This is a genomic window from Streptomyces sp. NPDC057877 (assembly GCF_042796855.1).
GTDB lineage: Bacteria > Actinomycetota > Actinomycetes > Streptomycetales > Streptomycetaceae > Streptomyces.
This window is the reverse complement of record NZ_JBHVMS010000007.1, coordinates 73499-88163: the sequence shown is the minus strand read 5'-3', so window position 1 is coordinate 88163 and position 14665 is coordinate 73499. Positions and strand designations below refer to the sequence as shown.

The 14665-nt window shown below is 73.1% G+C and carries 11 protein-coding genes; 9 read left to right on the top strand and 2 right to left on the bottom strand.

The window, feature by feature from the left end:
- The first annotated feature begins 34 nt into the window (after positions 1 to 34).
- Positions 35 to 1669: a serine/threonine-protein kinase gene (locus ACFVQG_RS21965; RefSeq protein ID WP_383387029.1), complete on the top strand. Its 1635-nt coding sequence runs from the start codon at positions 35 to 37 to the stop codon at positions 1667 to 1669.
- A 23-nt stretch (positions 1670 to 1692) separates the two neighbouring features.
- Here the strand turns inward: ACFVQG_RS21965 and ACFVQG_RS21960 are convergent, their stop codons facing one another.
- Positions 1693 to 2496: an SGNH/GDSL hydrolase family protein gene (locus ACFVQG_RS21960; RefSeq protein ID WP_383385854.1), complete on the bottom strand. Its 804-nt coding sequence runs from the start codon at positions 2494 to 2496 to the stop codon at positions 1693 to 1695.
- Between the two features lie 315 nt (positions 2497 to 2811).
- On the opposite strand from ACFVQG_RS21960, the gene ACFVQG_RS21955 reads away from it, so the two are divergent.
- From ACFVQG_RS21955 to ACFVQG_RS21925, 7 genes are all read left to right on the top strand, one after another.
- The gene (locus ACFVQG_RS21955; protein ID WP_383385851.1) at positions 2812 to 4017 is read left to right on the top strand and encodes a S8 family peptidase; all 1206 of its coding nucleotides are present in this window, start codon (positions 2812 to 2814) and stop codon (positions 4015 to 4017) included.
- A gap of 237 nt (positions 4018 to 4254) precedes the next feature.
- The gene (locus ACFVQG_RS21950) at positions 4255 to 4650 is read left to right on the top strand and encodes a hypothetical protein (protein ID WP_383385848.1); all 396 of its coding nucleotides are present in this window, start codon (positions 4255 to 4257) and stop codon (positions 4648 to 4650) included.
- A 1-nt stretch (position 4651) separates the two neighbouring features.
- Positions 4652 to 5746, top strand: a complete 1095-nt coding sequence (locus ACFVQG_RS21945; protein ID WP_383385845.1) for a GNAT family N-acetyltransferase — start codon at positions 4652 to 4654, stop codon at positions 5744 to 5746.
- A 227-nt stretch (positions 5747 to 5973) separates the two neighbouring features.
- The gene (locus tag ACFVQG_RS21940; protein WP_383385842.1) at positions 5974 to 6795 is read left to right on the top strand and encodes a glycosyltransferase family 2 protein; all 822 of its coding nucleotides are present in this window, start codon (positions 5974 to 5976) and stop codon (positions 6793 to 6795) included.
- Entirely contained in the window at positions 6792 to 7793 is a 1002-nt protein-coding gene (locus tag ACFVQG_RS21935; RefSeq protein WP_383385839.1) for a glycosyltransferase family 2 protein, read from the top strand. The genes ACFVQG_RS21940 and ACFVQG_RS21935 overlap by 4 nt, the downstream gene beginning before the upstream one ends.
- A gap of 128 nt (positions 7794 to 7921) precedes the next feature.
- Entirely contained in the window at positions 7922 to 8707 is a 786-nt protein-coding gene (locus ACFVQG_RS21930; protein WP_383385833.1) for a polysaccharide deacetylase family protein, read from the top strand.
- Positions 8700 to 12071, top strand: a complete 3372-nt coding sequence (locus ACFVQG_RS21925) for a lipopolysaccharide biosynthesis protein (protein ID WP_383385826.1) — start codon at positions 8700 to 8702, stop codon at positions 12069 to 12071. Before ACFVQG_RS21930 ends, ACFVQG_RS21925 begins: the two co-directional genes overlap by 8 nt.
- Here the strand turns inward: ACFVQG_RS21925 and ACFVQG_RS21920 are convergent.
- Positions 12068 to 13456, bottom strand: a complete 1389-nt coding sequence (locus ACFVQG_RS21920) for a xylan 1,4-beta-xylosidase (protein ID WP_383385823.1) — start codon at positions 13454 to 13456, stop codon at positions 12068 to 12070. The genes ACFVQG_RS21925 and ACFVQG_RS21920 overlap by 4 nt on opposite strands.
- 107 nt (positions 13457 to 13563) lie before the next feature.
- On the opposite strand from ACFVQG_RS21920, the gene ACFVQG_RS21915 reads away from it, so the two are divergent.
- Positions 13564 to 14658 carry a DUF5925 domain-containing protein gene (locus ACFVQG_RS21915; RefSeq protein WP_383385820.1) on the top strand — a complete coding sequence of 365 codons (1095 nt, stop codon included), beginning with the start codon at positions 13564 to 13566 and terminating at the stop codon, positions 14656 to 14658.
- Positions 14659 to 14665: the final 7 nt, after the last annotated feature.

Here is a 14665-nt window from a genome sequence, read left to right as displayed (position 1 = left end):
GGAAAGGGAGATTCGCGCCATGCGGCCGATGCCGATGCGAAGGGGGGTGCCCGTGACCGAGACCCCGGGCGGTGCACGTGTGATCGCGGGACGCTACCGTCTGCTGTCCCCGCTCGGCGAGGGCGGGATGGGCACCGTGTGGCGCGCCCGTGACGAGGTGCTGGCCCGTGAGGTCGCCGTCAAGGAGGTCCGTGCGCCCCATGGGCTGCCCACCGCCGACGTGGAGCGGATGTACGCCCGGCTGGAGCGCGAGGCGTGGGCCGCGGCCCGGGTCTCGCACCCCAACGTGGTGACGGTGTACGACGTCGCCACGGAGGAGGGGCGCCCCTGGATCGTGATGGAGCTGGTCCGCGGGATCTCGCTGGCCGAACTCCTGGAGGCGGAGGGCCCGTTGCCGCCGCGGCGGGCGGCGCACGTCGGCGCCGAGGTGCTGGCCGCGCTGCGGGCCGCGCACGAGGCCGGGGTGCTGCACCGGGATGTGAAGCCCGCGAACGTGCTGCTGGCGAACGACGGCCGGGTGGTGCTCACGGACTTCGGTATCGCCACGGTGGAGGGCAGTTCGGCGCTGACGATGACCGGCGAGGTGATCGGCTCGCCGGAATTCCTGGCCCCGGAGCGGGCGTTGGGGCGCAAGCCGGGCCCCGAGTCGGATCTCTGGTCGCTCGGGGTGCTGCTGTACGCGGCCGTCGAGGGCAACTCCCCGTTCCGCCAGAACACCCCGCTGAACACCCTGCGCGCGATCGTGGACGACGAGTTGCCGCCGCCGCACCGGGCCGGTCCGCTGGCCGGTGTCATCGCGGGGCTGCTGCGCAAGGATCCGGCGGAGCGGCTGTCCGCCGACCGGGCCGAGCAGGATCTGCGGCTGATCGGCGCGGGCGGGACGCCCCGTGCGGACACGGCGGGCGCGACGGCGTACGCCCCGACCGTCGTCGCCCATCAGCAGCCGACGGCGCCGACGCGGCCCACGCCCTCACCCGCGCCGACCACGCCCACCCCGGCGACGGCCACGACCACGACTCCGCCCGGCCGTGACCGTCGTACCGCCGCCGTGCTGATCGCGGGCGTGGTCGCGCTCGCGCTGGCGATCGGCGGGCTGTCGTACGCGCTGCTGAACCGCGGTGACGACGACGGCGGGGGGCGGGAGGGGGCGAGCACGCAGACGGGGCGGCAGGCGTCGCCGTCCGCGACCACCGACGACGAGGCGGGCGGCGGTGGCGAGGTGAGCGAGGAGCCGACCCCGACGCCGACGCCGAGCCCCAGCGCCGAGGACCCCACCACCGCGGCCCCGCCGCAGTCGGTGCACGTCAGTGTCGTGGGAGGGAACACCGAGTACTCCGGGCCCTGTCCGCCGCCCGAGGCGGAGGCGCCCGCGTTCACGGCGACGTTCACGGTGGGGCGGCTGCCCGCGGAGGTCGACTACCGGTGGGTGACGTCCGACGGCGAGGTCTCCGACCCGGGGTGGCGGACGCTGTCGTTCCCGGCGGGCGGTGAGCGGACCCGGCAGGACCAGGTGGTCGTGACGACGCACACCGACAGCGGGACGTTTGAGAACGAGATCACCGTCGAGGTGCGCGAACCGGTGGAGGCGACGTCGAACGCGGTCGCCTTCTCGGTGACGTGCATGACGGAGACCCCGACGGACGGGGCCTCCGCGTCATACAGCCCCTGAGGGGCTTCGAACGGCCCGGAGGATCAGGCGGCGTTGCGGAAGACGGGCAGATAACCACCCGACTGGCCGTTGGCGGTCGGGTGGTACGAGTTGCCGATGTTGAGCCAGTCGACGCTGTGCAGCCAGGCGGCGCCGGAGCACAGTTCATGGCCGGTGAAGGTGGTGCGCACGTCGCCGAAGGTGTAGCCGTAGGCGGCGGCGCGCTGGGCGATGACGCTGTTCAGGTGGTCGGAGGCCTGGTTGATGGCGCTGCGCTTGGTCTCCGACAGGCCGAGGCACGTGGTGCCGAGCTTGTAGAAGCGGGGGTAGCCGAGCACGACGACGTGGGCGGACGGGGCCCGGCTGCGGATCGCCGAGTACACGTTGTTGAGCTTGCCGGGCAGGGTGGAGTCGATGTACGCCCGCGCGGTGTTGATGCGGGAGATGCAGTTGCTGTCGGACTGGAGCACACAGGTCGTCATGACGTCGGCGAAGCCCGCGTCGTTGCCGCCGACGCTGATCGAGACCAGGCCGGTGCCGGAGTTGAGCGGGGTGAGCTGTCCGGCGAGAACTTCATCCGTTCGGGCGCCCGAGCAGGCGGTGAAGTTGAACGACGAGGGTGAGTTGGCCGCGGCCCACAGGTAGGGGTACGCGTTCGTGCTGCGCTTGCAGTCGCCGCTGGAGCTGATGTAGCTGCCCGCGCCGACGCCGGAGGAGTAGGAGTCACCGAGCGCGACATAGCCGGTCGCGGCGGATTCGGAGGCCTGCGCGGCCGTGGCTCCGGTGAGAACCGCGGCGACCGCGAGGAGTGTCGAGGTCAGGAATGCGACAAGTCGGGAACGTCTCATGGAACCTCCCTTTAGCAGGATCTCTGCCTTGACTTTGGTACCAGCTACGCGTGTTGACTGGTAGTGTCCATGCCAAAAATTTTCCCGCCTGCCCCCCTCTGGCCCAACCCGTTCACCGCTCGTTCGATTACGTGCTCATGACAGATTTGTTGACAGGCGTTCAAGTCTCTTGTTCCCAGCGGGTAACGGCCTCAGTCTTGATCCCGGCCCCGAGTGGAACGCGACGCTCCCGGCCGTGCGCGCGAAGACGCGTGCACCCCCCACACGCGCCCGCCCCACCCCGGCGTGCGCCGCCTTGAGGAGGACTCCCTCGTAATGGCACAACTGCGGAGCAAGAAAGTGCGGCTCGCCGCGATAACCGGCCTGGCGACCGCCGCCCTCGTGGGCGGGCTCACCTCCCTTCCCGCCCAGGCCGCACCGGCCCAGGGCACCGTGCTCGCGGCCGACTCCCCCACCGCCGTCAAGGACAGCTACATCGTCACCCTGAAGAACTCAGCCGGGCTCAAGGCCTCCTCGAGCGCGGGCAAGAGCCTCGTCAAGGAGTACGGCGGCACGGTGGACAAGACGTTCGGCAAGGCGCTGAACGGCTACACCGCCACCCTCTCCGCGTCCGAGGCACGGAGACTCGCCGCCGACCCGGCCGTGGCCTCCGTCGAGCAGAACCAGCGCGTCCAGCTCAACGCCACCCAGACCAACGCGCCCTGGGGCCTGGACCGCATCGACCAGGCCTCGCTGCCGCTGTCGGGCACCTACACCTACCCGGACAGCGCGGGCGGCGGCGTGACCGTATACGTCATCGACACCGGCGTACGGATCAGCCACTCCCAGCTCAGCGGCCGGGCCGTCAACGGCTACGACGCCGTCGACGGCGACAACGTCGCCCAGGACGGCAACGGCCACGGCACCCATGTGGCCACGACGGTCGCGGGGACGACGTACGGCGTCGCCAAGAAGGCGAAGATCGTGGCGGTCCGGGTGCTGAACAACAGCGGCTCCGGCACCACGGCGGGCGTCATCGCGGGCATCGACTGGGTGACGGCCAACCACTCGGGCCCGTCGGTGGCGAACATGTCCCTCGGCGGCGGCGTCTCCACCACCCTGGACAACGCGGTGCGCAACTCCATCGCCAGCGGGGTGACCTACGCGGTCGCCGCGGGCAACAGCAGCGCCAACGCGTCCTCCTTCTCCCCCGCCCGGGTCTCCGAGGCGATCACGGTCGGCGCCACCACCAGCACGGACGCCCGCGCGAGCTACTCCAACTACGGCTCCGTCCTGGACATCTTCGCCCCCGGCTCGTCCATCACGGCGGGCTGGCACACCAGCGACACCGCGACGAACACCATCTCCGGTACGTCGATGGCGACCCCGCACGTCGCCGGTGCGGCGGCGGTCTACCTCGCGGGCCACACCTCGGCCACCCCGGCCCAGGTCGCCTCGGCGCTCATCGCGGGCGCGACCACCGGCAAGGTGACCAGCCCCGGCAGCGGCTCGCCGAACCGGCTCCTGCGCATCGTCCCGTGACACCGCTGAGCGGTAGGTGACGGAAGGGTTCCCCGGAGGCGGCACGGCGCCTCCGGGGAACTCCCCTGACTGCGCGGTGAGTTGCCTCGGAGCGCCCCCATCACGTCCTTGACGGCCCTTGCCGCCCTGCGCCACATTGAAGCCCGGCATCCGGCGCTTCGGGGGGCAAAGTCGCCAATGCAGACGATACGCATCAAGTCACCATCAACCGACCCACCCAGCAGAGGCACACCGGCAGTGGACGACGCCGAGCGGGCACGGACCGGACCGGGCAGGGACCTGGTGCCGCTGCTCGCGGGCGCCGCGACGGCCGTGGGGGGCATCGGCGCGGCTCTCGCCTTCCGCGACTCCGGCTCGCCGCTGCGCGGCCCGTTCACCCTGTTCTTCCTGTTCGCCGCCCCGGCCACGGCGATCGGTGCCGCCCTGCGCGGCCTCGACCCCATGGGCAGACTGCTCGTCGCGCTGGCGGGCGCGGTCGTCGTCGACATGCTGGTGGCGCAGACCCTGCTCACCGTGCACCGGTGGTCGGTGACCGGCGGACTCATGGCCGTGACCGTGGTCAGCGCCCTGATCCTCCTGCTGGTCCTGCTGCTGCGGCTGCGCGACCGGGCCGCGAGAAGACGGGGCGAGTGACGTGGACATCGACGTGTACCGCCCCGGCGAACTGACCGGCGCCGACCGGACGGCGTGGACGGCGCTGCAGGCCGGGGCCCCTCCGCACGGCTCGCCGCTGGCGAACCCGTTCCTGTCCCCCGAGTTCACCCTCGCCGTGGGCCGCTGTCGACGCGGGGTGCGGATCGCGGTCGTACGGGAGGACGGCGATCCGGTCGCCTTCTTCCCGTTCCAGCGCTCCGCCGCCGGGGTCGGCCGGGCCGTCGGGCTCGGGGTCTCCGACGCCCAGGGCGTGGTGCACCGGCCCGGCTTCGAGTGGGACGCCCGGGAGCTGCTGCGGGCCTGCGGGCTGTCCGTCTGGGAGTTCGACCACCTGGTGGCGGGCCAGCGGCCGTTCGAGGCGGGCGCCTCCGGCACCTTCCCGTCCCCGGTCATGGACGTCGAGCGGGGATACGAGACCTATCTCGCGCACCTGCGCGCCCGCTCCCCGAAGTTCACCCGGACCACCCTCGCCAAGGAGCGCAGGCTGGGCCGGGACGCGGGCGAGGTGGCGTACGTCCACGACGAGCGCGACCCGGCCGTGCTGCACACGCTGATGGAGTGGAAGTCCGCGCAGTACCGCAGGACCGGACGCAGCGACCGCTTCGCCCACGACTGGATCACCCAGTTGGTACGGCAGTTGTTCCACACCCGCGCCGACCGGTTCGCGGGGGTCCTGTCGGTGCTCTCCGCGGGCGGCCGTCCGGTGGCGGCGCACTTCGGACTGCGCGGTGAGCGGGTGCTCGCCTGCTGGTTCCCGGCGTACGACCCGGCGTACGCGAAGTATTCGCCCGGGCTGATTCTGCATCTGCGGATGGCCGAGGCGGCCGCCGCCGAGGGGATCGCCCATCTCGACCTGGGCCGGGGTCAGAAGGAATACAAGGATTCCCTCAAGACACGGGAAATCCTGGTGTCGGAGGGGTGGGTGACCAGACGTCATCCCGTCGCGGTCGGACATCGGGCACGTCGTGCGCCGGTGCGCGCCCTGCGGAACGCGGTGGTGTCCCGACCGGGGCTGTTCGAACCGGCGGACAAGATACTGAAGAAAGTGGGCAAGGTCCGAACGGGCCGACGGTGACGGTCAGACCAACACACCTGTGAGGCCCTTTTCCAGGGCGCGCGCGGCAGGGGGGTGCCGTGCCCGGTCGGCGCGCGGTGCGGCGGCCGGGACGAGCCGCGCGACCGGCCGCCGTTCTGCGGGGGCCGGAGCTTGCCAGTGCCAACAACCCCCCTTTCGAACCGGACCAAGAGCCGGGCCGTCCAGCCAGGGGGCGGGCGGTCCACCGGACGAGAGGGACCAGACCCATGAGTTCCGTTCTGCCCCCGGCCGCTTCGCCACAGAACCCGCGAACGGCCGCCGCCTACCGGCCCGTCTCCTCTCACCTGGCCATCGCGCCGCCGGTGAGCGTGGTGATCCCCGCCATGAACGAGGCCGAGAACCTTCCCTACGTCTTCAAGTCACTGCCCGGCTGGATACACGAAGTGGTCCTGGTGGACGGCGACTCCACCGACGGCACCGTGGAGGTGGCCCGTGAGCTGTGGCCGGAGGTGAGGGTCGTCCCCCAGCGGGGCAAGGGCAAGGGCGACGCGCTGATCAGCGGGTTCGCCGCGTGCACCGGAGACATCATCGTGATGGTCGACGCGGACGGCTCCGCCGACGGCGGTGAGATCGTCAGCTATGTCTCCGCCCTGGTCTCGGGCGCGGACTTCGCCAAGGGCTCCCGCTTCGCCAACGGCGGCGGCACCGACGACATGACCTTCGTCCGCAAACTCGGCAACCGCGCCCTGTGCGCGGTGGTCAACCGGAAGTTCGGCGCCCGCTACACCGACCTCTGCTACGGCTACAACGCCTTCTGGCGGCACTGCCTGGACCACATCGACCTCGACTGCACCGGCTTCGAGGTGGAGACCCTGATGAACATCCGGGTGGTGAAGGCGGGACTGCGGGTGCAGGAGATACCGAGCCACGAGTACCTCCGCATCCACGGCACCAGCAACCTGCGCGCGGTCCGGGACGGGCTGCGGGTGCTGAGGGTGATCCTCGGGGAGCGCTCCAACCGGCGTGCGCTGCGCCGCCGTGCGCACCCGTCGCCCCTGGTCGACGCGGTGCGGGGAGAGGCGTCTTGAGCGGTCCCGGCAGCCCCGTCGTGATCTCCGTCGTGATCTGCGTGTACACCGAGGACCGCTGGGACGACATCCTCGCGGCGGTCGCCTCGGTACGGGCGCAGTCCCGCCCCGCCCTGGAGACCCTCCTCGTCGTCGACCACCATCCCCCGCTGCTGGACCGGCTGGCGGGGGAGTACCGGCATGCGGCGGACGTGCGGGTCCTCGCCAACGCGGGCCCGCGCGGGCTGTCCTCCGGCCGCAACACCGGCGTCGCCGCCTCCCACGGCGACGTCATCGCCTTCCTCGACGACGACGCCGTGGCCGAACGCGACTGGCTGCGCCACCTCGCCGAGGCGTACGCCGACCCGCGCGTCCTGGCCGTCGGCGGCCGTACGGTGCCGGTCTGGGCGTCGGGGCGGCGGCCCGTCTGGTTCCCGGAGGAGTTCGACTGGGTGGTGGGCTGCACCTACCGTGGCCTGCCGCCCGGCCGGGCCCGGGTGCGCAACGTCCTCGGCGGCAACGCCTCCTTCCGCCGTACCGCCTTCGACGCGGCGGGCGGCTTCGCCACCGGCATCGGCCGCGACGACGGCAGACGCCCCCTGGGCGGCGAGGAGACGGAGCTGTGCATCCGGCTCAGCCGCGCCCGGCCCGACGCGGTGCTCCTCCTCGACGACCGCGCGGTGGTCCACCACCGGGTGCCCGCCCCGCGCGAGCGCTTCGCCTACTTCCGCACCCGCGCCTACGCCGAGGGCCTGTCCAAGGCACTGGTGGCGCGGAGCGTGGGCGCGGGCAAGGGGCTGGAGTCCGAACGCCGGTACGCCACCCGCGTCCTGCCCGCCGGAATCGCCCGCGGGCTGCGCGACGCCGCCCTGGCCCGACCCGGCGGCGCGGGCCGGGCGGGCGCGATCGTCGCGGGCGTGCTCACGGCGGCGGGGGGATACGTCGTCGGACGCGTACGGGCACACCGGGGCGGCACGACGTTCGCGTGGGGGCCGATCCAGGCGGTGGGCGATGACTGAGACCGGGGGTGCCGAGGCGGTGGGCGATGACTGAGACCGGGGGTGCCGAGGCGGTGGGCGATGACTGAGACCGGGGGTACCGAGGCGGTGGGCGATGACTGAGACCGGGGGTACCGAGGCGGTGGGCGATGACTGAGACCGGCGTGCCGATCCTGATGTACCACTCCGTCGCCACCGACCCGAACGCCGCCACCCGCGCCCTGTCCGTCGCCCCGGAGGCGTTCGCGGAGCAGCTCGCGCTGGTCGCCGAGCTGGGGCTGACCCCGCTGACCACGGCGGAGCTGGCCGCGCGCTGGCGGTCGGGGCGTCCGCTGCCCGGCCGCCCGGTGCTGATCACCTTCGACGACGGATACGAGGGGGTGCACCGGCACGCCCTGCCCGTACTGGCCGAGCACGGCTTCCCGGCGACCCTGTTCGTCGCCACCGGCTGGATCGCGGGCGCGGGCCCGGACACCATGCTCGACTGGGGCCAGGTGCGCGAACTGGCCGCGGCGGGCGTCGAGATCGGCGGCCACAGCCACACCCACCCCCAGCTCGACCAGCTCGACGACACCCCTCTGCGCCGGGAGCTGACCCGCTGCCGGGACCGGGTGGCCGACGAGCTGGCCGCGCTGCCGGTGTCGTTCGCCTACCCGTACGGCTACTCCAGCCGCCGGGTGCGCCAGGCGGTGCGCGCGGCGGGGTTCACCCAGGCGCTCGCCGTCGGAAACGGTCCGGCCCGGCGCGCGCAGGGGCCGTACGCCCTCAGACGGGTCACCGTGCGCCGGTCCACCGGCCTCGACACCTTCGAGCGGCTGCTCACCGGCCGCCGCCTCACCCGAACGTTCGCCCGGGACCGTGCCCTCACCCGGGGGTACGCCCTCGTCCGCCGCGCCCGGCAGGTCCGCCGGAAGGCCACCCGTACCCGTGTCTGAGACGACCGCCAGGACGCGGCAGGCGACCGCCGGGGCGCGGGCGCCGGAGCGGCGGGCCGGTCCGCTGCTGCGCAACGCCTACGCCCTGATGCTCAACACCGGCATCTCCGCCGTACTGGGCCTCGGCTTCTGGCTGGCCGCCGCCCGCTACTACTCCGAGTCCGCGGTCGGCCAGGGCTCCGCCGCGATCGCCGCGATGAAGCTGCTGGCCGGGCTGACGGCGGTGACCCTGACCGGCGCCCTGGCCCGGTTCATCCCGGTGGCGGGCCGCACCACCGGGCGACTGATCCTGCGTACCTACGCGGGCAGTTCGCTGGTGGTGGCGGTCGCGGCCGGGGGGTTCCTGCTGACGCTGGACCGGTGGGGGCCGTCGTACCGCTTCCTGGACGGGCCGCTGCCCGCCGCCGGGTTCGTCGTCGCGGTCGTCGCCTGGAATGTGCTCACCCTCCAGGACGGGGTGCTGACCGGGCTGCGCAGCGCGCTGTGGGTGCCGGTCGGCAACACGGCGTTCTCCGTGGTGAAGCTGGGGCTGCTGGTCGTCTGCGCGGCGGCGGTCCCGACGGCCGGGGTCTTCGTGTCCTGGGGCGCGGCGATCGCCGTGTCCGTGCTGCCGCTGGGCTGGCTGGTGTTCCGTCGGCTGGTGCCCCGGCATGTGCGGGCGACCGAGGGGCGGTCCGAGCCGCCGGGGCCGCGACAGGTCGGACGCTTCCTCGCGGGCGACTGCACCGGGTCGCTGTTCTCGCTCGCGGTGGTCTATCTGGTGCCGGTGATCGTCGCCTCCCAGGTCGGCGCCGCCGACAACGCCTACTTCTACGTCACCGCCACCATCGGCGGCACGGTCAACCTCCTCGCCCTCAACATGGGCGCCTCGCTCACCGTCGAGGGCAGCCACGACCCGGCGCGGCTGGCCGCCAACACGCGTGCCGCGCTGCGGCGGATGGCCCGGATCATGCTGCCGGTCGCCGCCGCGCTGTTCTTCGGCGCGCCCTGGATCCTCGGCGTCTTCGGCTCCGGCTACGCGGACGCGGCCACCGCGCTGCTGCGCTGGTTCGCGGTGGGCGCGGTGCTGCGGGTGGTCATGGAGACGTACTTCGCGGTGCTGCGCGCCCAGAGCCGCACCGCCGGGCTGGCCTGGCTCCAGGGGCTGCTGTGCGCGCTGGTGCTCGGGCTGACACTGCTGCTGCTCCCCCGGATGGGGCTGACCGGCGCGGGGGTCGCCGAGATCGCCAGCCTCACGGTGATCGTGGCGATCGCCGCGCCCCGGCTGTACCGGACGGTGCGCCCGGCGCCGCCCGTCCCCGACGCCACCGCCCCCGACGGGGACCTCTCCGACCTGGGCGGTACCGAACCCGCCCGCCCCCGCCTCCCCCTCGTCCTCGGCTGTCTGCTGGCCGTCGCGCTGCTGCTGTACTGGGTGCCCGTGGCCGGGCTCGGTGAGGCCGACCTGGACGCGATGGGCGGGCTGGGGCTGGTCTCGGTGCTGCCCCGGGCCACCCTGCTGGGGGCGGGACTGCTGGTGGTGGTCTTCACCTCGCTGCTGTGGCCGCGCCGCGAGCCCCGGGCGCTGCTGCTCACGACCCTCCTCGCGACCCTGGTCTCGCTGCACGCGCTGCCCGCGGTGCTCGAGGCCGAGCCACGGTTCGCGACCGCCTGGCAGCACCTCGGCTTCCTGGACCACATCGACCGCACCGGCTCCGCCGTACCCGACCTGGACGCCCGCTGGAGCTGGCCGGGCTTCTTCGCGGCGGCCGAGTTCGTCTCCGAGGCCTGTGGGGTCGACAACCTCACCGAGGTCATCCGCTGGTGGCCGCTGACGGTCCAACTGCTCTGCCTGGGGCCGGTGTTCCTGCTGGCCCGCTCGATGCGGGCCAGCTGGCGGGCGAAGTGGACCGGCGTGTGGATCTTCGTCCTCGGTGGCTGGGTCGGCCAGGACTACTTCTCCCCGCAGGGCTTCACCTACCTCCTCCACCTGGCCTTCGTGGCGATCCTGCTCGTCTGGTTCCGCGCCCCGCACGTCATCCGGAGGCGGCTGCGCCCCGGTGAGGCGGAGGTCGAACCGGCCGACCGCCGCCAGAAGGCGGTCCTGCTGGCCGTACTGATCGGCCTCTTCGCGGCCACCGTCCCCGCGCACCAGCTCACCCCGTTCGTGATGCTGGGCGTGTCGGCGGCGCTGGTCGTCGTCGGCCGGTGCGAGCTACGCGGGCTGCCGTTGCTGTGCGGCGTGCTGGTGGCGAGCTGGGTGGGGTTCATGGCCGAGCCGTACTGGTCCGGGCACTTCGACGAGCTGTTCGGCGGGGTCGGCGGGATCGGCGGCAATGTGTCGTCGTCGGTGTCCGGCCGCATCGAGGGCGGCAGCTCGACCCACCAACTCGTCCTCTACGCGCGCGTGCTGCTCGCCGGGACCGTGCTGGCGCTGGCCTGCTGGGGCTGGTGGCGGCGCCGCCGTTACCGGTACCGCGAACGCTCCCTGCCGGTCCTCGCCTTCGTGCCGTTCCTCGGCTTCGGCATGCAGTCCTACGGCGGTGAGATGGCGCTGCGCGTCTTCCTGTTCGCGCTGCCCGGCGCCGCCCTGCTGGCCGGGCTCGCGCTGTTCCCGCGCACCGGCGTCACCGCCGGGGAGCGCGACCGCGACCGGGTGAGCCTCGCCCCACTGGCCGCGCTGCTCGCCGGGCTGGTCCTCGTCGGCGGGTTCCTGGTGGCGCGCTGGGGCAACGAGCCGTTCGAACGGGTGCGCCCCGGTGAGGTCGCCGCCATGGAGTACGTGTACGCCCACGACGAGCCGACCGTACGGCTGCTGTGGCTGAGCGACGACCCGCTGGTCACCGTGACACCGGCGATGCCGTGGGGCGCGCGGGACATGGAGAGGGTGCGGTACGTGCCGACGCTCGCGCCGGTCGACCCGGTGCTGGTGTCGGGCCTGGTGGAGGCGCTGCAGGACGCGGGCCCGAACTCGTATCTGATGGTCAACCGCGGTCAGGTCACGTATCTGACGATGGACGCGGGCTATCCGCCCGCCTGGGAGTCGCGGCTGATCCGGAACCTGAACCGGCGGCCGGAGCTGGGCAGGGTCCTCGTCAACGAGGACGTGACCCTGTACGCCCTGCGCGAGCAGCCGCCCGGCCCCGTTCCGCAGGCCGACCCGGGGCCGGTCGGGCCGCGGGTGACCTGGACGCCCTGGTCGGTGGCCGGGGCGCTGGCGGCCGGTGCGCTGGTCGTGCTGCTGACGGCCCGTGAGGTGGTGCGGGTCGCGGTCCGGCCGGGGGTGCGGCGGCTGCGGTGGCTCCGGGGCAGCTTCCGGTGCGCGCTGCCGCTGCTGGCGCTGCTGTTCGCGGCGCTGGTGCAGCGGTTCCTGACGATCAGCTAGCGCCTGAGCCACCGCACCTCGTACGCCGCCATGTCGAACCGCCTCCCGTCGACCCGCGCGCCGACCGCCCGGTCGAGCGTGTTGACGACCAGGACGTCCTCGTCGTCGGCCAGCACCCGGACGCCGGGTACGTCGTCGGCGGCGACGGTGTCGTAGGAGGTGCCCGGCGGGAAGGCCGCGTGGAAGCGGGAGAGCAGGTCGTACACGGGCAGGGCGGCACCGCCGTGCGCGGTGGACGTCGGCGTCCACAGGCAGCCGGGGCAGTCGGGGCCGCTCTCCTCCTCGGGGTTCCAGTAGAAGCCGGAGGTGGTGCCGCCCTCGGCCAGGGCGATCATGCCGGTGGCCTGCACGGCGACGCGCCGTTCCTCGGACCAGCCCGCGCGGTCGTCGTCACCGTCGGCGGACGCGTCCGGTTCAACGTAGTACTCCGCCCACCACAGCGGCAGTTCGTCGCCGACCTGCTCCCGCACCCACCGGCTGACGGCCGTCAGCTTCCCGGTGGCGGCGAACTCGTCGGGCAGCAGCGCGCCGTCCTTGGTGTAGCTGGAGCCGTCCACCACGACGAAGTCGGCGCCCGCCTTGTGCTCGTTCCAGTAGGCGAAGGCGTCCAGGACCCGCTGGTCCATGGCGCCCCAGGGGCCCTTGAGGCTCCGGGAGGCGTTCTCCGTCCGGCGCGGGTCGAGGCTGTCCATCACCAGATACGGGCCCCCGACCATGATGTCCGGATCGACCTCCTTCAGCGCCCGGTGGACCAGGTTGTACAGGCGGGTGTAGCCCTCGTGGTCCCAGCGGCCCTCGGCGTCGTTCCAGAAGCCCTTGAACTCGTTCCAGACGACGAAGTGGCGTACGTCGGGATAGCGCCGGGCGACGGTCGCGGCGAGGTCGGCGAAGTCCGCGTAGTGCCCGGGCTCCGGCGCCGTCTCCAGGGCGGCCCGGCTCCAGTCGGTCCTCCCGGCGCCCGGCTCGCCGCCCTTCATCCAGTCCGGCGCGCAGCACAGGGTGATCACCGGGGTGCCCCCGGAGGCGCGGGCGAAGTCGATACGGCGGTCCAGGGCCGCGAAGTCGTAGCGCCCCGGCACCGGCTCGGGGTTGTCGGCGCCCCAGCCCATGATGTGCTGGTTCTGCGGCAGGCCCGGCGTCCGGGCGAGCCTTCGCTCGACCCGCGCGGTGGCGTCCCGCGCACCGGCGTCGGCGCTGAATTGGGTGTGCGTGAAGCCCCAGCCGACGTCTCCCGGCGAGGTGGCGGGCGTGCCGTGCGCCTTGCCGCCGGTGCCCGCGCCGTCGCCGGGCAGCGTGGTCAGCACGGTCACCAGCAGCGCCACGACCGCCGCCGCGACGCCGAGCAGCCACCGCCAGGCCCCCGAAACCCACCCAGGTCGTCCCATCGAGGGCAACGCTAACGGGGGGTGCGGGGTTCGGGACAGATGCCGACACTTTCCGCGCACCTCGGAAACCGGGTGCGGGCGGCGCCCCAGTGCCCGATCATGGCGGCATGTCTGCGAACCCTCACGACGCGCTGCCGATCCGGCTCAACGTCGACGACAGCGACTCACCCGCCGATGTCGTCGACGCGCTGTTCCTCGGCCGCTTCGCCATGGGCGAGCAGCCCTACTCGCACTCCTCCAACATCGACCGCGTCCGCTCCGGCGCGACGCTGCTGCCGCAGAGCGCGCGCGTGCTGCGCATGGCCCGCGACGACGACCGCAGCGCCACCCTCGCCGAGGGCGACGGCTGGACCCTGCTGGTGTCCCGCTGGAACCGCGGCGCCGATGTCACCGTCACGGCGACCAGCGCCGAACTGGCCGCGAAGGTGCTCGACGAGGCCACCGAGGGCGCGACCGACGAGCCCGAGCCGCAGCCGGAGAACGTGACGATGGGCTTCTGGTACGTCTCCCCGCGCCGCGGCCCGCACCGCACCACCCGGCAGATCTCCGCGGGCACCTGGGACGAGGTCCGGCCGAACTACACCGCGCCGGTCGCGAACGCCATGGACCGGCTGATGAAGACCACCCCGGAGGACATCGCGGGCCGACTGCTCCTGCTGCACGGGCCGCCCGGCACCGGCAAGACGTCCGCGCTGCGCACGCTGGCCCGGTCCTGGCGGGACTGGTGCCAGGTCGACTGCGTCCTCGACCCCGAGCGGCTTTTCTCCGACGTCGGCTATCTGATGGACATCGCGATCGGCGAGGACGACTCCACGGGCAAGGGCCGCTGGCGGCTGCTGCTCCTGGAGGACTGCGACGAACTGATCCGCGGCGAGGCCAAGCACACCGCGGGCCAGGCCCTGTCCCGGCTGCTGAACCTCACCGACGGGCTGCTCGGCCAGGGCCGCAACGTCCTGGTCGGCGTCACCACCAACGAGGACCTGGAGCGCCTGCACCCCGCCGTCGTCCGCCCCGGCCGCTGTCTCGCCCGCATCGAGGTCGGCCCGCTGACCCGCGCGGAGGCGGTGAACTGGCTCGGCACCGAGGAGGGCCTGGGCCGCGAGGGCGCCACCCTGGCGGAGCTGTACGCGCTGCGCCGGGGCACCTCGCCGACGTCGCTGCCGGAGCCGCGCGGCGGGGCGGAAGCGGGGCTGTATCTGTGACCCTGGA